Annotated in this window: 22 protein-coding genes and 1 pseudogene; 6 read left to right on the forward strand and 17 right to left on the reverse strand. The window is 40.1% G+C overall.

Going from position 1 to position 21,002, the window contains the following annotated elements; translation table 11 throughout:
* Positions 1–237: 237 nt before the first annotated feature.
* Positions 238–684, reverse strand: a complete 447-nt coding sequence (locus tag H6G73_RS14725) for a KTSC domain-containing protein (RefSeq protein WP_190605703.1) — start codon at positions 682–684, stop codon at positions 238–240.
* A 242-nt stretch (positions 685–926) separates the two neighbouring features.
* On the opposite strand from H6G73_RS14725, the gene H6G73_RS14730 reads away from it, so the two are divergent.
* A complete protein-coding gene (locus H6G73_RS14730) occupies positions 927–1,178 on the forward strand; it encodes a hypothetical protein (RefSeq protein ID WP_190605705.1) in 252 nt (83 codons plus the stop codon).
* A 138-nt stretch (positions 1,179–1,316) separates the two neighbouring features.
* Here H6G73_RS14730 and H6G73_RS14735 read toward each other — a convergent pair whose 3' ends face one another.
* The 11 genes from H6G73_RS14735 to nifK form a co-directional block, all read right to left on the reverse strand.
* The gene (locus H6G73_RS14735) at positions 1,317–1,616 is read right to left on the reverse strand and encodes a 2Fe-2S iron-sulfur cluster-binding protein (protein ID WP_190605707.1); all 300 of its coding nucleotides are present in this window, start codon (positions 1,614–1,616) and stop codon (positions 1,317–1,319) included.
* A gap of 196 nt (positions 1,617–1,812) precedes the next feature.
* Positions 1,813–2,184, reverse strand: coding sequence for a HesB/IscA family protein (locus tag H6G73_RS14740; RefSeq protein WP_190605709.1), 372 nt, complete (start codon positions 2,182–2,184; stop codon positions 1,813–1,815).
* Positions 2,185–2,243: 59 nt separating this feature from the next.
* Positions 2,244–3,029 (reverse strand): HesA/MoeB/ThiF family protein, encoded by a 786-nt coding sequence (locus tag H6G73_RS14745; protein ID WP_190605712.1) that lies wholly within the window; start codon positions 3,027–3,029, stop codon positions 2,244–2,246.
* Between the two features lie 10 nt (positions 3,030–3,039).
* Positions 3,040–3,354 (reverse strand): nitrogenase-stabilizing/protective protein NifW, encoded by a 315-nt coding sequence (nifW, locus tag H6G73_RS14750; RefSeq protein ID WP_190605714.1) that lies wholly within the window; start codon positions 3,352–3,354, stop codon positions 3,040–3,042.
* A complete protein-coding gene (locus tag H6G73_RS14755; RefSeq protein WP_190605716.1) occupies positions 3,351–3,551 on the reverse strand; it encodes a CCE_0567 family metalloprotein in 201 nt (66 codons plus the stop codon). The genes nifW and H6G73_RS14755 overlap by 4 nt, the downstream gene beginning before the upstream one ends.
* Positions 3,552–3,759: 208 nt before the next feature.
* The gene (locus H6G73_RS14760) at positions 3,760–4,236 is read right to left on the reverse strand and encodes a NifX-associated nitrogen fixation protein (protein WP_190605718.1); all 477 of its coding nucleotides are present in this window, start codon (positions 4,234–4,236) and stop codon (positions 3,760–3,762) included.
* Positions 4,233–4,646, reverse strand: a complete 414-nt coding sequence (nifX, locus tag H6G73_RS14765) for a nitrogen fixation protein NifX (protein WP_190605720.1) — start codon at positions 4,644–4,646, stop codon at positions 4,233–4,235. Before nifX ends, H6G73_RS14760 begins: the two co-directional genes overlap by 4 nt.
* Before the next feature lie 53 nt (positions 4,647–4,699).
* Entirely contained in the window at positions 4,700–6,028 is a 1,329-nt protein-coding gene (nifN, locus tag H6G73_RS14770) for a nitrogenase iron-molybdenum cofactor biosynthesis protein NifN (protein ID WP_190605723.1), read from the reverse strand.
* A gap of 110 nt (positions 6,029–6,138) precedes the next feature.
* The gene (gene nifE, locus H6G73_RS14775) at positions 6,139–7,506 is read right to left on the reverse strand and encodes a nitrogenase iron-molybdenum cofactor biosynthesis protein NifE (RefSeq protein ID WP_190605724.1); all 1,368 of its coding nucleotides are present in this window, start codon (positions 7,504–7,506) and stop codon (positions 6,139–6,141) included.
* A 255-nt stretch (positions 7,507–7,761) separates the two neighbouring features.
* Positions 7,762–8,100 carry a Mo-dependent nitrogenase C-terminal domain-containing protein gene (locus H6G73_RS14780; protein ID WP_190605726.1) on the reverse strand — a complete coding sequence of 113 codons (339 nt, stop codon included), beginning with the start codon at positions 8,098–8,100 and terminating at the stop codon, positions 7,762–7,764.
* A 243-nt stretch (positions 8,101–8,343) separates the two neighbouring features.
* Positions 8,344–9,879 (reverse strand): nitrogenase molybdenum-iron protein subunit beta, encoded by a 1,536-nt coding sequence (nifK, locus tag H6G73_RS14785; RefSeq protein ID WP_190605728.1) that lies wholly within the window; start codon positions 9,877–9,879, stop codon positions 8,344–8,346.
* A gap of 505 nt (positions 9,880–10,384) precedes the next feature.
* On the opposite strand from nifK, the gene H6G73_RS14790 reads away from it, so the two are divergent.
* Positions 10,385–11,803, forward strand: coding sequence for a site-specific integrase (locus H6G73_RS14790; protein ID WP_190605730.1), 1,419 nt, complete (start codon positions 10,385–10,387; stop codon positions 11,801–11,803).
* A 67-nt stretch (positions 11,804–11,870) separates the two neighbouring features.
* On the opposite strand, the gene H6G73_RS14795 is transcribed toward H6G73_RS14790, so the two are convergent.
* Complete coding sequence (locus H6G73_RS14795) at positions 11,871–12,557, reverse strand: HNH endonuclease (protein ID WP_242034207.1); 687 nt, start codon at positions 12,555–12,557, stop codon at positions 11,871–11,873.
* Positions 12,558–12,645: 88 nt separating this feature from the next.
* Here H6G73_RS14795 and H6G73_RS24880 point away from each other — a divergent pair, with 88 nt between their 5' ends.
* From H6G73_RS24880 to H6G73_RS14805, 3 genes are read left to right on the forward strand one after another with little or no spacing between them, the layout of a single operon-like run.
* A complete protein-coding gene (locus tag H6G73_RS24880; protein ID WP_256443777.1) occupies positions 12,646–12,771 on the forward strand; it encodes a hypothetical protein in 126 nt (41 codons plus the stop codon).
* Between the two features lie 48 nt (positions 12,772–12,819).
* Positions 12,820–13,962 carry an AAA family ATPase gene (locus H6G73_RS14800; protein ID WP_190605732.1) on the forward strand — a complete coding sequence of 381 codons (1,143 nt, stop codon included), beginning with the start codon at positions 12,820–12,822 and terminating at the stop codon, positions 13,960–13,962.
* Positions 13,955–14,728, forward strand: a complete 774-nt coding sequence (locus H6G73_RS14805; protein WP_190605734.1) for a hypothetical protein — start codon at positions 13,955–13,957, stop codon at positions 14,726–14,728. The genes H6G73_RS14800 and H6G73_RS14805 overlap by 8 nt, the downstream gene beginning before the upstream one ends.
* 44 nt (positions 14,729–14,772) lie before the next feature.
* Here H6G73_RS14805 and H6G73_RS14810 read toward each other — a convergent pair whose 3' ends face one another.
* The 3 genes and pseudogenes from H6G73_RS14810 to nifH all read right to left on the reverse strand — a co-directional run.
* Positions 14,773–15,348: a Uma2 family endonuclease gene (locus tag H6G73_RS14810; RefSeq protein WP_190605736.1), complete on the reverse strand. Its 576-nt coding sequence runs from the start codon at positions 15,346–15,348 to the stop codon at positions 14,773–14,775.
* 270 nt (positions 15,349–15,618) lie between these two features.
* Positions 15,619–17,016: a nitrogenase molybdenum-iron protein alpha chain gene (nifD, locus tag H6G73_RS14815; RefSeq protein ID WP_190605738.1), complete on the reverse strand. Its 1,398-nt coding sequence runs from the start codon at positions 17,014–17,016 to the stop codon at positions 15,619–15,621.
* A 154-nt stretch (positions 17,017–17,170) separates the two neighbouring features.
* A pseudogene (gene nifH / locus H6G73_RS14820) lies at positions 17,171–17,632 on the reverse strand (nitrogenase reductase); the annotation flags it as partial.
* Between the two features lie 110 nt (positions 17,633–17,742).
* Here nifH and H6G73_RS14825 point away from each other — a divergent pair.
* On the forward strand, positions 17,743–19,170 hold the full coding sequence (locus tag H6G73_RS14825; RefSeq protein ID WP_190605740.1) for an integrase: 1,428 nt from the start codon (positions 17,743–17,745) through the stop codon (positions 19,168–19,170).
* A gap of 87 nt (positions 19,171–19,257) precedes the next feature.
* On the opposite strand, the gene H6G73_RS14830 is transcribed toward H6G73_RS14825, so the two are convergent.
* Positions 19,258–20,967, reverse strand: coding sequence for a glycosyltransferase family 39 protein (locus H6G73_RS14830; RefSeq protein ID WP_190605742.1), 1,710 nt, complete (start codon positions 20,965–20,967; stop codon positions 19,258–19,260).
* Positions 20,968–21,002: the final 35 nt, after the last annotated feature.

Here is a 21,002-nt window from a genome sequence, read left to right on the forward strand (position 1 = left end):
AAAAGATTGAATTGAGAAATTAGTGCTAGGTTAATGGCAATATTTTAAAGATTCAGAGGACAAACAAAAGATAGATGTATCTTTGCTGCACCAATTCAATTAACAGCTTTTTAAGCAGATAATTCATCTACCTAAAGATGTATTTTACCCTGTTTAATACATTTGTATGTTGTCACCAGACAGAGGATTGATAACACAGGTTATCAACTGCTAACAGTTATATCTATACTGTTGCGCTTATTTTTCACAAAAAAAATCATTATCATCGAATGTATCAAGATTGAGGCGATCGCACTCATACTGTCCTTTGATTTCTTCATTGAAAAAGTTGCCCAGGAAGTCTGTGGTACTAAAATCTTCCCAAGTCTCCTGATCTACACCTGCATATTGATAAGTAGCACCACTGTGAAATTCAATCTGCAAGATTTTTTCATCACTATCGTAGCCAATGGCATAGGCCATAGATGAGCTAACTGGTAGCATAGCAATTGGTTCCTCTACTGTCGGTAGTGCAGCAGTTTCTGTAATCAGACTGTTAAGTCTTTGCAATCCTTCAAAAGCTTCCACTGGTGCAGAAATCTGCATTAATTCCAGTTCTTCGCCTCGATTCAGCAATAGCTGTAGATGTCCATCAGAGTGAGCTATGGCGACTAAACTGCTCAGATCCATTTTAGCTAATTTCATTGCTTGTGATCTCCTCTAGCTGAATCGGGAGTGTAAAGTTTTACTATGAAAGCTTTATAGTAAAAATGTACTATAAAATAATTTGAATGTCAATATTTTGTCTATCTACTGAAATGAAAACATGGGTACAGCAGGAAAGCAGCCAGATACTGATTTGTTTCAAGACCATGAACTATGTTGATATTTTAATTAAGAGTTACTATAGACAATGAAACTGTCATTGCCAGTCAATATCGGAAGCTATGCTCAATATACAAAAGAATAAAAATACTGCCTTTTTTTTAGGAATAGTAATAGCTTATATCACCGCATATGGAATTGCTCGTAGCACAGTTTTCCATACTGTAGAAAATTACCCCCAAGGTAAGGGAAATAGCCGCCAAGACTTTATTACTCAAAAAGAGCATCAACCCGGTGAAGGTTGGGAATATCAAGTTTTTTTACCTGCCATTAAAATAGAAGAGGCAATAATAATGTATATACACAACAGATAACCTAGAGTTTATATTTAATCTGAAATAAAAATTAGACAAAAACTATAAAATTACAACAATAAATGAAGGATAATAACTATCCTTCATTTTATCGCCATGAATTTAGTTAGATAAAACGAGATTATCTAATGCTAAATATTAAGCCAAGTAAGGCTCTTGGTGGGTTTTGATTGTGCAGTTGGAGCGAGGATAGGTAACGCACAACAGAGCAAAACCTTTAGCTACTTGATCATCATCCAAGAAAATTTGGTTGGATTGATCAATTTCACCTTCTACAACCTTACCTACACAGCTAGAGCAGGAACCAGAGTGACAAGAAAAAGGTAATTCAATACCAGCTGCTTCTGCACCTTCAAGAATTGTAGTATCTTCGTCAATTTCAACTACAGTGTCGAGGTTTTCTTTTTTGCTGATCAATCGTACTTGATAAGTAGCCATTTTCCGGTTCTCCTCAAACGTGAATAGAATTGCTGTTCAGAATTGGTTAAGTCTCCCCCTCTGAGCATGGGGAAATGCTCTTGCCCGTACACAAAAAGATGCGGAGTATGTTTACGGGAAAGTTGTAAACTTGTAAGTTTTGGAATGGAACTTAGGAAAGGTTCTATATCTATTTTTTCCTAAATTCCTAATTGTTTTAGCTGCAAGGTACACCGTTTGGTGTGCAATTACCGGCTTTAAATGACTTGCCGCAACCACAAGTATCTGTGGCGTTAGGATTAATAAATTTAAAGCCGCTTTCCATTACTCCTTCTACAAAGTCGATGACAATGCCTTGTAATAACGGCGCACTTTTGGCATCAACATAAACCAACACATTGCCTTGTTGGACAACTACATCATCAGGTTGGGGCTTACTGGTAATTTCTAATCCATATTCATAGCCACTGCAACCACCATCTTTAACGGAGATGCGGATACCTTTAGTGACATTATTAGTTTCGGGAGCGGAACCTTGCAGGAACGCCCGCAGACGAAATTCTGCTTTTTCTGTTAAAGTAACAGTCATTTTGTTTCCTGTTCTGTAGCGAATATTCTGTTATCAGGTGTGGGTTTTGACCCAAGTTTTTACACTTCGGAAAGAGATTGAGATTGAGAATATCTCCAAGGGGCGGTATTTCCACAAACGGGACAGGAGCGATCGCGATGGGAACGCCGTTTAGCAAATTCCATCCGATTTAAGTCAATTGTTAATAGTTGGGACAACAAAGGTTGACTAAAACCAGTAATTAACTTAATTGCCTCTAATGCTGTTAAACAAGCCAGTGTCCCAGACACAGCCCCCAGCACAGAAAAACCGCGCCGATCCCAATCAGGCTTTTCTGGAAATAGACAAGATAAACAAGGAGTGACACCGGGAATAATCGTTGTCAGGTATGCCTCCATCCCGTCCATAGCAGCTTCTACCATGGGCTTGCGCCAGCGCACACAGGCTTCATTTAACAAATTCCGTTCTGTAAAATTGTGGGCGCAGTCCAAAGCCATATCTGCCGATTGCACCAACTCATCTACATTGTCCGCGGTGATATACTCATGAATCGCTTCAATCTGGACATCGGGATTAATAGCTTCCAGAGTTTCCTTCGCTTTAAATACTCTGGGCTTACCAACCCAATCGTCTGTCATCAGCACCTGACGATTCATATCATCTAGTCTTAAGTCTCCACCCCGAACTAGGATCAGCCGCCCAACGCCTGCTACTGCCAGGTAAAGCGCTGCCGTACCGCCTAATCCCCCCACACCAGTCACTAAAACAGTCGCTGACTTCAGACGCTTCTGAGCTAGTTCGCCAAAGTTGGGGAGCATCATTTGGCGACGATAGCGTTCTAATTCGGTAGGCGTTAGGTTGATCAATTTATACCTCCTAATCAGAAGTGATTTCTGTCAGCGTAATTACATTCTTGGGCTTATCATTAAACACCTTAAACAGTTTTTGTTCGTGAGGTGTAGATTCTAGAAATACCTGATAAGCTGTTTGCAATGCTTCACAATATTTGTTTAATTTTTCTGCTTCACTCAGCCCAGCACTACTATCATCAACTTCTTGGACGTATTGGGAAAACTTTTTCAATATATGTAGACGGTTAACATTCACAACCTTTTGGTCATAAGGCAAGTTAAAGAACTTGAAAAATTCTTCTGCATCAGAGAGTTTTTTGAATTCTTGAATAGTTGTCATTTGCCATTCTCCAATTGTTTGAGTTGTTGCTTGAGTTCATCTAAATGACGATAAATTTCATAGGTCTCAGCAGCAACATCCATTAATTTTTGGTAGTCTGTTGGCAGTCCTTCAGCTAAATCATGCAAATCCATTTTCATTTGTCCGGCTTTGCTGTTTAGCTTTTTAATGGTGGTCTTGAGTTCGTCAATGGTCATAATAGGGGACAGAAGGAAGAATACAGAAGTTCAGGAGTTCAGGAGTTCAGGAGTTCAGAAGTGCCTCGCAAAACGAGGAGCTTCGCTAACAGAAGAAAACTAGAACTCCTGTTCGCGTAGCTTACCGGAGGCATCAGCCATACTCCTTCTTCTGCCTCCCCTACTCCTCCTGCTGCCTCAACGGTAATCTGTGGGTAAGAAAGGATGATTAAATCTTGCCGACTTCGGGGAAGCGTTTGGCTAAATCTAAGCCTTTCTCTACTAATGTTTCACCTTCTGCTGATAACTTTTCTAGGGATTCAAAACCAAACCGATGGGCATCACGTAAGGTTTTGACTACTAGCAACAGCCGACCAGAAAAGACTAAGGCCCAACCAAAACCTTCATGATTAACATTCACAACAACGTTAGAAATTAATCCTGTTTCTTGTTCGATTCTGGCAGCGATAGCACGGAAGTAGGCGTTAATGCGTGATAAAGTGGCTGGGTCTACTTCACCTTCAACAGAAATTTCCCGTTTCTTTTGTTTGGTGACAATAAAGGGTTTGAGAATTAATTCATCTGACCAACTCCGATAAAAACCATAGGTATCTTGACCACGGATTTGCATCAGAATGGCTTTGAGAAATGGTGTTAAGGTCAATTCTGTATTGCTGGCGTTACCATTCAGGTTATTGGCACTCATACTGTTGCTTCGTTTTCTATTTCTTCAATAAAGCTAGGCTTTTTAGTTTGTAAAGCTTTACGCAACCAAGGTGGAGGATTGCCTTTAAGTGTTTGGACTAATTTGGTTAAAATTTCTGCGATTTTTTCTTCTTCAGATTTCACCTTAATGGGGGTGACACCTTTTTTAATTAATTTGGCAGCAGCAGTTCCACCAATGGCGGTAACATACACAATTGTGCAATCATGTATGGCTTGAAGTTTGGGTGTAATTTTATCTTCGTTACCGTCTTCCTTGAGTTCACCTTCAAATTTTAAGGTTTCAACAAATTCGTATCCTTGTTCGGAAACTTCGTAAACTTCGATTTCTCTGGCCCAGCCAAAGTGAGCATTAACGTGAACTCGATCGCTAGTGGTGAAAGCAATTTTCATTGGTTTTGTCCTTTGTCAGTTGTCATTATGTCGCTTGTCATTCGTCGGTTTTTTCACTGGTTGATTACTGACGACCAATGACTCATGACTAAAGCTTCTTCGCGTTCTAAAAACAAGTTGCCCATACCGAAAAGCAGTTCCATGGTGCCGCGATAGCCGACTTTGGTAAATAAACCATTGCCTAAGCGGTCATAGATAGGAATGCCTAGACGATAGAGAGGAATAGAAAGGCGTTTGGCGATCGCATTCACGTTAGAATTACCAACGAGCAAATCAGCACCTACCGCCAATTGTTCAAAATCTTCTAAGTCACCAATGGTGACGTTTTTGATGGGGAGTTTTTCCAACAGGGGAGAACGGGTTGTGGTTACAGCCCCATGAACTTGCGCTCCCATCGAATGCAAGAAGCCGACTGTTGACCATAATAAATCTGGTTCTAAAGCTAAAGCTACCCGTTTTGCACCAAAATAAAAGTGCGTGTCCAACATTGCGTCTTGCAATTGACGGCGTTGACGACGGTATTTTTCCGGGACTGGATTTCCACTCAGATGGGATAACTTTTGCAGAAAATCATCCACAGGATTTAAACCGGTCAAGTCTCTCACCAATTCATAGGGAGTTCCAAACCGTTCCTTCAGAATTTTCGCTGCACCGCGCATACTTTCACCCAAAGCCAAGGTGAAAGCAGAACTACCCAAAGAACGCAGTTGTTTGAGAGTAGTACCGCTAGCTGTCACCGCACTATAACCATCTTCCAGGTGTCCATCTAAAGAAGCACCTAAATCAGGGACAAAAATTGGTTCTAAACCAAAAGCGGTGACCATTTCCCGAATTTCCTGCACATCCCCAGGAGTGAAAGCCGCACCCGCTAAAATGGTGATTTGCTCAGGAATAATACCTCCAGCTTGGGGAATTTCCTTCACCAAACTTTCCACCGCAGCGGCAAAACCATCTTGCAACGCACCTTTAAAATCCGGAGTCGGGGCAAAAGCGATCGCTAAATGATTTAATTCTGGATGACGCTCCCGAATATCCTTCAAAAACCTTTCAATATCATCGCCTCTAGTTTCCGTCAGTCCCGTCGTACACAGACCGATAATTTCTGGATTAGCCTTTTGTACCAAAGTGAGGATAGCTTGCTCAACATTCTCCTCACCACCCAAAATCGTTGTCACCTCCGTCATCGCCGTCGTTGCCAGAGGAATAGCCTCACGGAAATGACGTACCAAAACCACCTTAGCGAAAGCAGTACAACCTTGGGAACCGTGGAACAAAGGCATCATCCCCTTAATCCCCAAAAAAGCCAAAGAAGCACCTAAAGCTTGACTTTGCTTCAAAGGATTAACCGCCACAGACTTTTCTGGAATAATAGCGATCGCCATAAACTCATCTCATCTAAATTTTATATTGCGGCCTTGGTGAACTTTCTCTTTGCGTCTTTGCGTCTTTGCGCGAAACTTATTACCCTTATTCACCAACGCCAAAAACTCAACTATTCCCAAGGAGCAGGCTTCCGTACCTGTTCCCACACCGGACTGTACAAAGCCTCATACAACTCCCGCGCCATTTCCACCATCCCCACATAACCTGCATAGGGATGATGACGCTCCTGGTTAATATCTAAAAATGGAATTCTCGCCTTTAATGCTGTGTACTGATTTCGACCACCCGCAATCAGCATATCTGCGTTAGTCTCAGCAATTAATTTTAGTAACTCTTGAGCATTACCCTTTTCCAACATAATGCCCTCATTACCCAGCAAATTCTTGATTTTTGCCTTATCTTCCTCCGTACTCTTCCGGGTACTGGTAGCCACAACCTCAATGCCCAAATCCTTTGCTGCGGAGATAATAGACCAACTTTTTACACCGCCAGTATATAAAACCACCCGCTTACCCTTGAGACGTTCCCGGTAAGGAGCCAAAGCAACATCCAAAGCCGCAGTTTCTTCTGCAATTAGCTGTTCCGTGCGTGCTTGTAAATCAGGATCACCTAACTTCGCTGCCACATTTCGTAAACAGCGATTGACATCATCAATCCCGTAAAAAGATTCTTCAATATAAGGAATACCGTAACGCTCCTCCATCTTCCGCGCCATATTTAATAAAGCGCGTGAGCAAATCATCACATTCAACTTAGCGCGGTGAGCATAACAAATTTCTTCATAGCGAGCATCACCAGTAATCTTGGATAAAACGCGGATGCCTAACTTTTCAAATAAAGGTAAAACACCCCACATTTCCCCAGCGATATTGTACTCACCAATCAAATTAATATCATAAGGTGTAGTATATTCAGCTTCAGCAGTACCAACCACATAATCAAGTAAAGCCTCACCACCAAAGCGATTACCTAAGTTTTTACTACCAATAAAACCAGGAGCAATCACCGGCACCACAGGTAAACCAATTTTTTCTGCTGCCACCTTACAAACTGCTTCCATATCATCGCCAATCAAAGCAGTAACACAGGTAGCGTAAACAAAAATCGCCTTTGGTTGATAACGTTCTTTAATTTCCACAATTGCTTTATATAGTTTCTTTTCACCACCGAAAATCACATCATTTTCAGTTAAATCAGTGGTAAAACCAGTCTTATAAAGCATCGGGCCAGAAGACAGACTACCGCGACTACCCCAGGAATTGCCAGCGCAGGCGATCGGGCCGTGTACCAAATGAGCAGCATCAGTAATGGGTACAAGGGCAATCATCGCCCCATCAAAAGCACAACCCCCTTGAGCCGCACCAGGTTGAGCTTGTTGAGTACAAGATTTATTTTTCTTTTCTCCCTTTTTATTTTGATTATGTTCGCATCCCGGCTCATGCAATAACTCGTTGATTTTACTCTGGGTAATTTTCATCTTTATTCTCGCTGTGGATGGAATTTGAATAATAAATAATCTCTAAGAAAATGCCTGCAAAAATATTCTTCACATAATATTTACACAGATAATTTTTTAGAAAAGATATGTATGTATCTGTAACTCACCTTTCTGTACATTAATCGTTGACATTTGCCCTCATAGATAATGCAGTTGATTCTTAATTAATAATCAATGACAAATAACCAATAACTAATAAATGAACGGTAATGAGTAATGAGAAAAATCTAACTTCTAGCAAATATATTTAGACACATCCTCGCCACAATCATCAGCGAGATAAGACAGAGCGCGCATTCGCAGAGCCACAACCTCATTATAGACAGGATTAATTTTGCACAATGCGGGAATATGATAAGTCCGCCCAAATAAATTAATATCTCGCTCAAATGGACAACAACAAGGAATCACCCGACAAATAAGATGCGCCAACCGATAACGTTTCACATCAAAATTATCTAACCACCGCCGCAGAGGATAAAAAATATCAAAAGCAGCACCTTCAGCTAAGGAAGAATTTTCACCTACTTGATGACGTGGATGATAATTTGACTGAGCATCAATAGTTCCCATAATCTATTCCTGAGAAAAAAGCGACTTAGCAAAGGTATTGCTGGCACTTAAACTATGAATTTTTGGTTCTTTATGCTTAATTAAGGCAGCAATACCAAAGAAAAGGTTCACTTGGGAATTGGGAAATAGCAATTAGTAATTGATAATTGGGAATTGGGAAATAATACCCAATCCCCACTGAATTTAGTCTTTCGTCATTTTTTGCACAGTACGAGCGGGACAAACCCGCCCATATTGACCAAATTAACGAATCAAGTCGAAGGAGATGTCGGTCTTACCAGTGATATTGGTATTGCGATCGATTTCATCCAACAGGGTGTTAACAACCCAAGTTAACAAGTTGATACCGCCTTGGTAACCCAATGTAGCGTAGCGGTGTAAGTGGTGACGGTCAAACAGAGGATAACCGATGCGAACCATAGGAATCTTGGTATCGCGCCACAGGTACTTACCGTAGGAGTTACCAACGAAGAAGTCAACAGGCTCAGTGAACAACAAGGAGCGGAAGTGCCACAAGTCTTTACCTAACCAAATGGTAGCTTCCTTACCGAAGGGGCTAGCATCGAGGATAGCTTGCAATTCTTGCTTGAATTCTCCGTCACCGTTGTTGCAGAGGATGTGTACAGGTTCAGCACCTACTTCTAACAAGAAGCTGGTAACAGAGATGATTAAGTCGGGATCACCGTAGATAGCGAACTTCTTACCATGTAACCAAGCGTAAGAGTCGGTGATAGCGTCAACCAAACGACCGCGTTCGATTTCCAACTCTTCAGGAATAGCCTTACCAGTTAATTCTGACAAAGCCATCAAGAATTCGTCTGTACCCTTAACACCAAAGGGACGCAGAACCTTAGCTTCTTGGTTCCAAGACTTAGCGATATATTCACGAGTCTTAGCAGTGGTGTAAGCTTGCAGTGCCACAGTAGCTTTACCATTGATAGCATCAGCAGCATCTTCCAGCTTGGTTCCACCGGGATACATTTCGTATTCACCAGTGTTGGGTGAATCGAAGTAGTCGCTGGTATCAGACAGGATGGTGTAGTCAATACCCATCAAGCCTAAGATTCTCTTTAATTCACGGTTGTTACCAACGTAGGTATCAAAACCAGGAATAAAGTTAACCTTACCGTTAGCTTTGCCTTTCTTACCTTCTGTCAAGCTAGACAGAATACCACGCATCATGTTGTCGTAGCCAGTGGTGTGAGAACCAACGAAGCTAGGTGTATGAGCGAAAGGTACGGGTAAATCTTGAGGAACGGAACCAGCGTTCTTAGCGTTGGTGATGAATGCACCTAAGTCATCACCGATAACTTCTGCCATACAGGTGGTGCAAACAGCAATCATCTTGGGCTTGTACAGTTGATAAGAAACTTGCAAGCCTTCAATCATGTTGTTCAAACCACCGAACACGGCTGCGTCTTCAGTCATGGAAGAAGAAACAGCAGAGCAAGGCTCTTTATAGTGACGGCTGAGGTGGGTACGGAAGTAAGCTACGCAACCTTGAGAACCTTGAACGAAAGGTAGAGTACCTTCAAAACCTAGAGCAGCAAACATTGCGCCCAGAGGTTGACAACCTTTCGCAGGGTTAACGGTTAAAGCTTCACGAGCGAAGTTCTTTTCCCGGTATTCCCAGGATTTTGTCCATTCAGCTACCCGCTCAACCTCTTCAGCGCTGTGTGCGCCTTCAAATTCCTTTCTCTTGTTTTCAAACAGTTGTTTGTACTCTGGCTGTTTGAATAGATCAACGTGGTCTACAATTCTCTCTGGATTCTGTGGCATTTCTCGTTACTCTCTGTTACTTGTTAGTTTGATGTGGCGAATGAAGAGGTGATTTGGGTAGGGGCGGAGTAAACCCCGCCTTAGTGAAAACCTGGGGGTTGTCTTCGGTTGAGGGAGTGACGAGCGATGAATGATGAATAATGAATGAAAACCCTATTCATCGCACCATTCAACATTCATCATTCTTCCCTTTGTTCCTGGGGCTTCTACCCCAGGTTTTCCCATGAGATGAAGCGAATGCTAATTAAGCAACTTTAGCCTTGCTCTTAGCAGCAGTCTTTTTCCAGGGAGCGCCGATTAATCCCCAGGTTGGGCTGTTGAGAGCTAAATCCATGTCGCGAGCGAAGATAGCAAATCCGTCGTATCCGTGATAAGGACCGGAGTATTCTTTTGATGCTTTAGCAGCCTAAAATAGTAAAATGTTTAATGTAAGCAATTTTATCCACCAAATTGTTTGCTGATAACACATTTATTTTTAGGCTAAATATAGGCTAAACAGACAGCAATGGATAACCAGGGTCACGACAAATATCAGAAAGCCTTTGCAGATTTAGAGGTCATTTCATCTACCGATGGCAGTTTTCTCGGCTCAAGTCTGCAAGCACAACAACAGCGAGAACACATGAAAACAAAGTTATTATTAGAATTAGCGCAAGTAAATCTGCGTTTGAAGTCTGCAAAGACAAGGGTAACAATTCGGGAATCAAATGGATGTCTGCAATTGCGGGCAACTTTACCAATTAAACCCGGAGACAAAGATACAAGGGGTACTGGTAGAAAACAATACAATATCACTTTGAACATTCCGGCTAACTTTGATGGGTTGAGAACGGCTGAAGAAGAAGCCTATGAATTAGGAAAATTAATTGCCAGAAAAACCTTTGAATGGAACGATAAATATTTAGGAAATGAGGCAAATAAAAAAGATTTGCTAACTATTAAAGAATTATTAGAAAAATTTGAAGCTGAATATTTTAAAAGCCATAAACGCACGACTAAAAGCGAGCATACCTTTTTTTATTATTTTTCTAGAGTCAAACGTTATACAAATGCTGATGACTTGGCAACTGCGGACAATTTCATTAATGCCATTGAGAAAATAGATAAAGAATGGGCTAAATATAATGCAGCCAGGGCTATTTCCGTATTCTGCCAAACTTTCAAGATAGAAATTAATTTAACTAATCATTCCAAAATGCCTGAAAGTAATTCCCGGAATATTCCCACAGACCAGGAAATACTGACAGGTTTTTACAGGTTTGAAGAATATCTTAATCACAGAGGAAAGCAAGTTAATCAAAATTTAAAAGATAGCTGGAAACTGTGGCGTTGGGCTTATGGAATGTTAGCGGTTTTCGGTCTACGTCCCCGTGAGCTTTTCATTAACCCTAATATTGATTGGTGGTTAAGCAACGAAAATATAGATTTAACTTGGAAAGTCCATAAAGATTGTAAAACGGGAGAAAGAGAAGCTTTACCCTTATATAAAGATTGGGTTGATGAATTTGATTTAAGAAATCCCCACTATTTAGAAATGTTAGTAGCAGCAATTAATAAAAAAGATAAAAATAATCACGCAGAAATCACAGCTTTAATTCAAAGAGTGAGTTGGTGGTTTAGGAAAATAGGGTTAGATTTTAAACCCTATGATTTACGTCATGCTTGGGCAATTCGGGCGCATATTTTAGGTATTCCGATTAAAGCAGCAGCCGATAATTTAGGTCATAGCGTCCAGATTCATACGAAAACCTATCAACGTTGGTTTTCTTTAGATATGCGAAAGTTAGCAATTAATCAGGCTTTGAGTAAGCGGAATGAAGTTGAGGGAATTAAAGATGAGAATTTGCTTTTGAAGTTGGAGAATGAGCGGTTGAAGTTAGAGCTTGAGAAATTGCGGATGGAGATGGTTTATAAGAGTAATTAATTGTAATCTTTCTTCCCTTGCTGCTTATGAGTGTTTTTTTACCTTAAGCTCCTGTTTTTGAATAAATTTAATAACTTACACCAAATACCCTTTCATTATGGTAATCAATGAACTCTTGACTGATGTTATGCCCAGTATTCATCCGAATACTATTGCTATCGAGCTTTATCACCCCATAGTCAAGCATTACGTGATGATTTGGACATAGCACAATAATATTGCTCGCAATATCGGGACCATTATGTGGACGGCCTAATGGTTTTATATGGTGTGCTTCCGAATAACTATTGCCATTCGGTAGAACAATGGAAGTATCACATAACTGGCAGCGATGATGATGTAAAAGTTTTATTTGACAAGCAAGTTGTGTATCTCGAAGAATGCGATAAGTCTTTTGCAGCATTCGTCCAGGAGGTTGATTACCACTCAGATGATTATTCTGATTATCAGCCACTTCATTTTCATTATCGCTTCTCTCCTCTATGTCAGAAGCTTTTGGGGTATCTGTAACAAATGAACGTAATCCCCAGACTCCACTTCCAATACCTTTTACGGAAAAGAATAAATCTTTTCCCTTATACCTCGCTGAATCAGACGAATGGTCTTCTATTGTCCCTCTAACAATTGCAGTTAAACTTTCAGGATGTGGAGATGGACGTACTTTTCTGACTTCTTGGTAAATATCAGCTAATGGAGCTACACCCTTCAGGTTTTTAAGTGCGATAACAATATCTTCAACCCATTTCGCCATCATCTAAGTTCCCTAAAACTATTACTAGCTTAACGTATTTTTAGTAACTAGGCTGTTCTTAGTTGCGTTTACAGAATACCAGAATTTATTTATGTCAGGACTTACGCAACTGACACAGCGATCGCACCTCCTCACCCCCAACAAGCGATCGCCTTTAATAATGTACCAGAGTGCGATGGCTACGCCCGTCCCAGGTATCACACTTCTCAACCGTTAACACAAAACAATGCTTAAATAAAATAAGCTAATCGTTATACTTAAGACTATGTTAGAAAAACTAACACTGCATAATTTTAAAAGCCATAAATTGACAGAACTAAATTTCGACAATTCTCGATTACATGGGCTTGTAGGGAAAAACAGTGCTGGTAAAACATCAGTATTACAAGCTTTACATTATCCGAGTATGCTTATTAATGTATCATTTGACCGAATATTTCAGTATGAAAAAGAAAGATTAAAATTTCTCCAATTTATTACAACTATTGGAGAAAAAAATGTGTCTGTCACAGCAAGTGGTTATTGGCTCAATAGTAGTAAACAACACTGGGATTTTTTTTACAGTTATGAACCAGATAATGTTTCTAATCGACCTTTCAAAGTAACATTTAATATAAATGGAAATTCATATAACTGGAATCCACACACAGGATTTGCGAAAAATGAATCCAAGATTCCTCCGTCTTTAAAAAACACTATTTACTTAAAATTAATTGCCAGTAATCTCGCTAAACCAGCTTACAGCGATAAAATAACTCCCAGAGTTGAATTTGATGGTTCAGGATTAGCACCTACCTTAGATTTTCTCCGTGATGAAGCACCAGATAAATTTCAATTAATAGAAGAAATGTTACGTCGAATTGTGCCAAATGTACGCAAAGTAGGCATCAGGCGAGCAAAAGTTCCTGTTATTCGTAAACGTTTAATCGAAGTTGATGGTAGGTCTATTTCCTATGATGAAACTCAGGAAATGACAGGACAAGAAGTGGTGCTAGATATGAATACAGGTGAGCGTATTTCAGCCCATGCAATTAGCGAAGGAACTATGCTAACTTTAGGCTTGCTAACTGTGCTGATGAATCCTACCCAACCTAATTTAGTTTTATTGGATGATGTGGAACAGGGGCTACATCCCCAAGCGCAACGTCAGTTAATGACAGTTTTTAAAGAAATAATTGCTGAAAATCCCAATTTGCAAATTATTTTCTCTACTCATTCCCCTTATATTATTGATGAACTTGTTCCTTCTCAAGTCCATATCTTAAATAACAGTAATTCAGGATTCACAATTGCCAAACGTTTAGACGAACATCCTGATGTAGAATGGGCAAAACAAACCTTGACAACTGGTGAATTCTGGGACGCAGAGGGGGAAGATTGGGTGGTAGAAGGAGAAGTCAGTGGTTGAGTTTATTGTTATAGTCGAAAGTGGTGCAGATGCCAGAACAGCTACTAAACTAGCCGAGCGCGTTTTGAAGGAAAAACTTGATTGGTTAGATGATGATAGCCTTAAATATTATTTTCGTTGGACTGGTTTGGAGTCAGGGGCAGAATATTCTTGCTGGCGAGACATTAAAAAAATTGTTGATGATGCAAAAAAACAACTAAAATATCATGAACACAGATATCTAGGACATCATAGTACAGGTATCCCTTTAAAAGCTGACGGAGCAGCATCTCTTAAAGTTCTTAAGTTAGTGCGATTTCTACAAAAAACACGCAATATTAAATCTGTTTTATTTATTCGTGATTTAGATAATCAACTAGAACGTAGAGAAGGGCTTGAACAAGCACGTTTACAACATATCAACCTAACACCAAAATTAGAAATTGTGATTGGTGCAGCCGACCCAAAACGGGAAGCATGGGTTTTAAATGGGTTTATCGCATCCAATAATGAACAAGCGATTTTAGAAAATATCAAAAATCAATTGAATTTTGACCCTTGTATAGAGTCTCACCGATTACGTTCTACTTCAGAAAAAGAACCCGAAAGAATTAGAAACGTAAAAGTAGTAGTTGAACAGCTAACAGGAAAAGATATGGAACGAGAAAAAAAGTGTTGGGAAGAAACAAGTTTAGAAGTTTTACGTGCAAGAGGTATACATACAGGTTTAACAGCTTTTCTACAAGAAGTTGAAGAAAGATTAGTTGCAATGATTGTGTCTGGGTGAGAACCAATTTTTATGTTCAATTAGCAACATGGAAACATTATTGTTTAACCTTGCGTTTCTTCCTCGGTAAAAACAGGCGGCCATAATTCAGAAATAGGCAATTCCCAACCTGGAAAAAGTTCAGGTATCGTTAAAATATCACCATTATTAAATACTATTGGCTCACCTTGAGAACGATAAACCGTAACCGTTTCTTCATCAGGGTCAATTAAAATACCAATTACAGCACCTAACTTGATGAAATTGAGAACTTTATTAGTTAAAGGCTTAATCCTATCACTTTGAGATTTAATTTCTACCACTAAATCAGGCACAATTTCGCCAAAATAACGGGGACTTTGACGCAACCGTGCAGCACGCACAAAAGAAACATCTGGTGCGGTCAAGTTGCTATCAGGTAAAATGAACCCACCCGCAGAATCAAATACTCTTCCTAAACGACGAGGATTTATCCAAGCAAAGAGAAAAGCAATCAAGCGGCTACTAATTTCACTCGATACAATATCTGATGGACCCACAATCGAAATTTTTCCATTTTCTAATTCAACATCGTAATCCAAACCTGCTTCTCTAAAAGCAGCTTGCACTTGTTCTACATCTTTAATTGTCATCATTGACATAGAATTTTCTCCAATTTTCAGCTATAGCATGATTCTCATATACATTTAATTATTTAGTTTGGGCTAATTTAGACTAAAAAATAATGATAAGAAAAGTTTTACTGTAAACAAATTTGCTACTAATTAAAATTTAGTAATTAGCTCAAATCCAGACAAAACCAGAACTTGACTATTTGCAGTCATCAACAAACAATGTTATTATATAACATAATTAACAGTCTTTAGGCTAAAAATTAATTACTATTAACTCACCAATTGAAAAAACTGAATTTACTGCACATTTCCACCAACATTACTTGGTTCGGAGTAATCCCAGGAGTGCATTTGACGGAAAGGTAAGCCCATCTTTTGGAAGACGTATTTTTCCTTAATACCTGAAGCAATCAAGTCAGGCTTAAGTTGCTTGGTGAATTCTTCAAATTCGTAAGCAGTTACGTCGTCGTAAATAACGGTAGCGTTGTCAATGTAGTGGGTAGTACGTTTATAGTCGTCGTTGTGAGCGAATTCGTAACCTGTACCCAATACTGTGATACCCAAGTCAGCGAAAGCAGGAACAACGTGACGAGGACGTAGACCACCTACGTACAACATTACGGTGTTACCTTCAACGCGAGGACGATACTTCTCAAGTACCTTGTTCATTACTGGAGTGTACTTCGCGATTACTTTCTCTGCGTTTGCTTTGATCTTGTCGTCGAAGCGAGCAGCAATTTCGCGGAGAGATTCAGCAATCTTGGTAGGACCGAAGAAGTTGAACTCCATCCAAGGCAAGCCGTAAGATTCTTCCAAAGAACGACAAATGTAGTTCATGGAACGGTAGCAGTGGATCAGAATTAATTTAGCAGCAGGTCCTTGAATTAATTCGTTTAAAGTACCGTCACCAGACCATTGAGCAACAACACGTAAGCCCATTTCTTCTAAGAGCATACGGCTAGCCCATGCGTCACCACCGATGTTATAGTCACCGATTAAGGCTACATCGTAGGGGCCGGGTTCAATGGTGAGTTTGTTGTCTTTCTTAGCTTTGTCGAATTGAGGGAAAATCCAGTCACGGATAGCGTCGTTAGCGATGTGGTGACCCAAGGACTGAGACACACCACGGAAACCTTCGCAACGCAGGGGTACAACTGGCTTACCAGTGGTCTTAGATGCTTTCTTAGCTACAGCTTCGATGTCATCCCCGATTAGACCGATAGGACATTCAGATTGAATAGAAATACCACGGTTGAGAGGGAATAAAACTTCGATTTCTTCGATGAGTTTAGTAAGTTTCTTGTCACCACCGAATACGATGTCGCGTTCTTGGAAGTCAGAGGTGAAGTGCATGGTACCGAAGGAATCTACACCAGTGGTACCTACGTAGTAGTTACGACGACCAGACCAAGACCAGTAACCGCAACCTACAGGACCGTGGCTGATGTGGATCATGTCCTTAATAGGACCCCAAACCACACCCTTGGAACCTGCATAAGCACAACCACGAGCGGTCATTACACCAGGAACGGATTTGATGTTAGACTTAACGCCGCAATCAGCCTTACCTTCTTCGTGTACGTTCAGATGCTTCTCGCGTTTTTTGCGAGATTTTTCAGGATAAGCTTCGAGAACTTCTTTAACTAGCTGTTTGCGTTCTTCAATCAGGTTTTTATCTTTATCTGGAGGTGTCATTTTTTGCCTCTGTCTGGAATTGCTGGTTCTGGGAAGAGGGGACTTATTCTTGTCCCCCTGGGAATTTGTGGGGAAGGGAGGGGGTAAAAGGTCAAAGGTAGGAATGTTGTGGAGTGTTCCTTGTCCTTTTTCCTTTTCCCGTGTAGATTAAATTCTACTTACTAGCAGATGCGGGCTTACCGATGATGTCTGCGTGCTTGGTATCGTCGTCAAGAATACCGTATTCGATCAACAGAGCTTCTAATTCATCCATTTCCATTGGGGTAGGAATGGTGAGTTTTTCGTTGTTGATGATCTTCTTAGCCAATGCGCGGTATTCGTTAGATTGGTTGCTGTCGGGAGCGTACTCGTTAACGGTCATACGACGCAATTCTGCGTGTTGAACGATGTTGTCGCGAGGTACGAAGTGAATCATTTGGGTGTTCAAACGTTCAGCCAAGTTTTCGATCAATTCAGCTTCACGGTCAACCTTACGGCTGTTACAGATCAAACCACCTAAACGTACACCACCGGAGTGAGCATATTTCAAAATACCACGAGCGATGTTGTTAGCAGCGTACATCGCCATCATTTCACCGGAGGTAACGATGTAGATTTCTTGAGCCTTACCTTCACGGGAAAGATTATTGATATTATCCTAATAGCCAAAAATTGTTTATTTTTAACAATGTTTGCCGTAATCATTGTCAGGGATGAACGGTTTTTTTATTAGGGTAAATCTAGGGTATGGATAGAATACAGGAAGCATTTGCCGATTTTCACCAAACAGCCATCACCGATGGAGGATATTTAGGCAGAATGCAAGCGGTAAAAAATCAAGAAAGTCACCTGACGGCAAAACTGGAAACGGAATTAAAGGCGGTAAATGCTAGACTGAAGGCTGCTAGGGTTTGTGTTTCTGTGCGAAAATCTGGTAATTCACTACAATTGAGAACTACCCTACCTATTAAACCAGGGGATATTGATAAAAACGGTACAGGGACGAAACAATATGATATTTCTTTGGGAATTCCCTTTAATTTTGATGGGTTGAATACTGCGGAAGAAGAAGCCCAAGAGTTAGGAAAGTTAATAGCCAGAAAGCAATTTGTATGGACGGAAAAATATTTAGGGAAGACTCGCAATAAGATTCAGGAAAAAACTATTGGTGACTTGCTGGCAAGTTTTGAAGAAACATACTTTCAAACTAGAAAACGTACTCTCAAAAGTGAAAACACTTTTAATAGTTACCTATATATTGCCAACAAACATTTACCGAAAGAAAAGTCAGCAATCAATGCTAATTTTATTGAAGCTGTGGAAATTTGTCCTTCATCGGATAGTGTGAAAAATGAGTTAATTAAAGTTATTCGGGTATTGTGTAAATGTTCTGGTTTAGAAGTACCTGATTTAAGTAATTTAAAAATTAAATCTACAGCTAAACGTAAGCGCGATATACCAACTGATGCAGAAATAGAGCAAGAATATCTTAAGTTTGAAACCTATGCAATCAACCGTCCGACTAAGTTAACGACGAGGGAAGATAGGAATAATTGGAAGTTATGGCGTTGGGTTTATGGAATGTTAGCTACCTATGGGTTAAGACCTAGAGAAATTTTTGTTAATCCTGATATTGATTGGTGGTTATCATCAGATAATGCTATGAATACATGGCGAGTTAATGAAGAGTGTAAAACCGGAGAACGGGAAGCTTTACCATTATATCCTCGCTGGGTAGATACTTTTAATTTGCGAACAGATAAGGAAGCAATTGAGTTATTAAAGGCAAAAATTGCTGATAAAATTACCAGCAAACAAATCAGTTCGGCTCGACATGGTACTGACAGATGGTTTAGATTTGTGGGAATTCCTTTTCAACCCTATGATTTACGTCATGCTTGGGCAATACGAGCACATTTAATGGGGATTCCCATTAAGGCCGCTGCTGATAATTTGGGTCATTCTGTAAATATGCACACTTCAATTTATCAAAAGTGGTTTAGTTTGGAAAATCGCAAGGTTGCGATTGAGCAAGCGATTAAGAAAAAGTCTAAAGTGGAAGAGTTACAAGATATGGTGATTAAGCTGGAACAGGAGAATGAGAAATTGAGAATAGAGAATGAAAGATTGAGGTTGCAGATAGGAAATCAAGATTTGATGGGAGTAATTAATTAATGAAATATAGTTTCTACCAAGTAAACAAGGGCGGGCAAGATGCCCACACCACAGGAATGGAGTGATTACTAGTGTTCTATATATAAGCTATTGGCAGTGATAAAGTTGATGTTCATAACCATAGATTGTTGGTAAGGCTTGGGGGTCAGAAATACATTTTTTGAATTCATTATCTAAAGGTGCATCAAAATTAATTAGCCATAAATCAAACGGTCGTGGTAAGAATTTTAAGGTATTTCCTATAACTTTTGTAGCAGTATTCCTATCTTTTTCTTGATGGGCTAAAAGAAATTGAGGGTTAATTTTTGAATGGGAGGATTTTAATTGCCAGGCTATTCCCATCATTTCGCCAGTTTGAACTAAACTTCTGTGGGTTGTGGCGATGAGAACTGGAAATTGCGAATTTTGTTCTATGAGTGGAACTAATAAATCAGGGCGGTAGTATTTACGATAACCAAGATTAGCCGTAACTGTAATGGCACTAATTAATCCCATTAACCAAATGATGGTAATGGCTTTTTTTCCTGTAATTCCCCATTTACCAATATCTTGATTTTGATAACAAATTGCTAAACTAGCTGCTAATAAAATGATGATTGCAGGAAAGTAAACAAAGTAGTAACGTGCACCCCTTGTGAGGTCAATTCCGAGAATATAGGTAAAGATAAAAAATAAAGCGATCGCACCCACAACTACCCCTGTCAATACCTGAGTCATTACACCGTTTTCCGGGTGCTGTAGCTGCAACTGAAAGCCACGCACTAAAATCGGTGTTACCCAAATAAAGAATATCAACATTCCCAACCCGGAAACAATCACAATTGCTAGTTGTGGTGCTTCTACTGGCAGCAAGCATATCATTGTTATCCAGGCTGCTAAAGACTGAAAAATAGGGTTTACCCAATCTAGTCCCACTCGCGTACCTTGAATCCAGTTAGTTAAAGTGCTGCGATAGGGATTGTTTAAAAAGCTGGGTAACCATACTAAACCTGACACACCTGTACCAACTGCTACTGCATATATGCGTGACCACAGAGGTGAGTAGGAAATAGGGAGGAGGAGAGATTTTAGCTGGCTATTTAGCTGCGTTTGCTGATACCAAGGTAAAAGGATTAAAACCAATGCTTCAGCGCAGAGGGTGAGGGTAAAGAAGTAATGAGTCGCAATTCCCAAAGCGTTAACTCCTAACCAGGAAAGTGCTACGGGAATAGGTAACTGTCTATGGTTTTGCAGGTGACGGACGGCAATTATTAGGCAAATTAAGGAAGCCATCACCCACAAAATAGCCAATGTATAATGACGCGCTTCTTGGGCTATAAAAATACCATAGGGTGAAACTGCCATCATGGCAGCAGATAGCTGTCCTACCAATTGAGAACGAAAAGCTAATTTACCTAAAATATAAGCCAGGGGAATTGAGGCTGCACCTAGTAAAGCTGGAAGCGATCGCGCTGCAAACAGAGATACCAAATTATCTGGATGGGGAAATAGGTTCATCCACAGATGGGCCAGGACAAAATATAGCGGTGGATGGGTATCTTGTGTGATTATCGTCTGAATTACATCACTAATACTCGCTGCTGGATTTGGTTGGAGTGGTTGCAATAAAATATCGGCTGTAATGGCTTGGTCTAGGGGGACTGGTAAAAAACTATTACCTAAACTAAATACTAAAGTTGCAAATTCATCAGTCCAAGGAGGTTTGCCAGTTAAATTAGCGAAACGCAAGCACAAACCAATGATGAACCATATCAGTAATAATAGAGGTTGAAACCAGCCAGCAGTCAACAAGTACATCTGTTATCTATCACAAGTGTTACCTGCTAACAATA

Origin of the sequence: Richelia sinica FACHB-800 (assembly GCF_014698825.1) — a bacterium.
GTDB lineage: Bacteria > Cyanobacteriota > Cyanobacteriia > Cyanobacteriales > Nostocaceae > FACHB-800.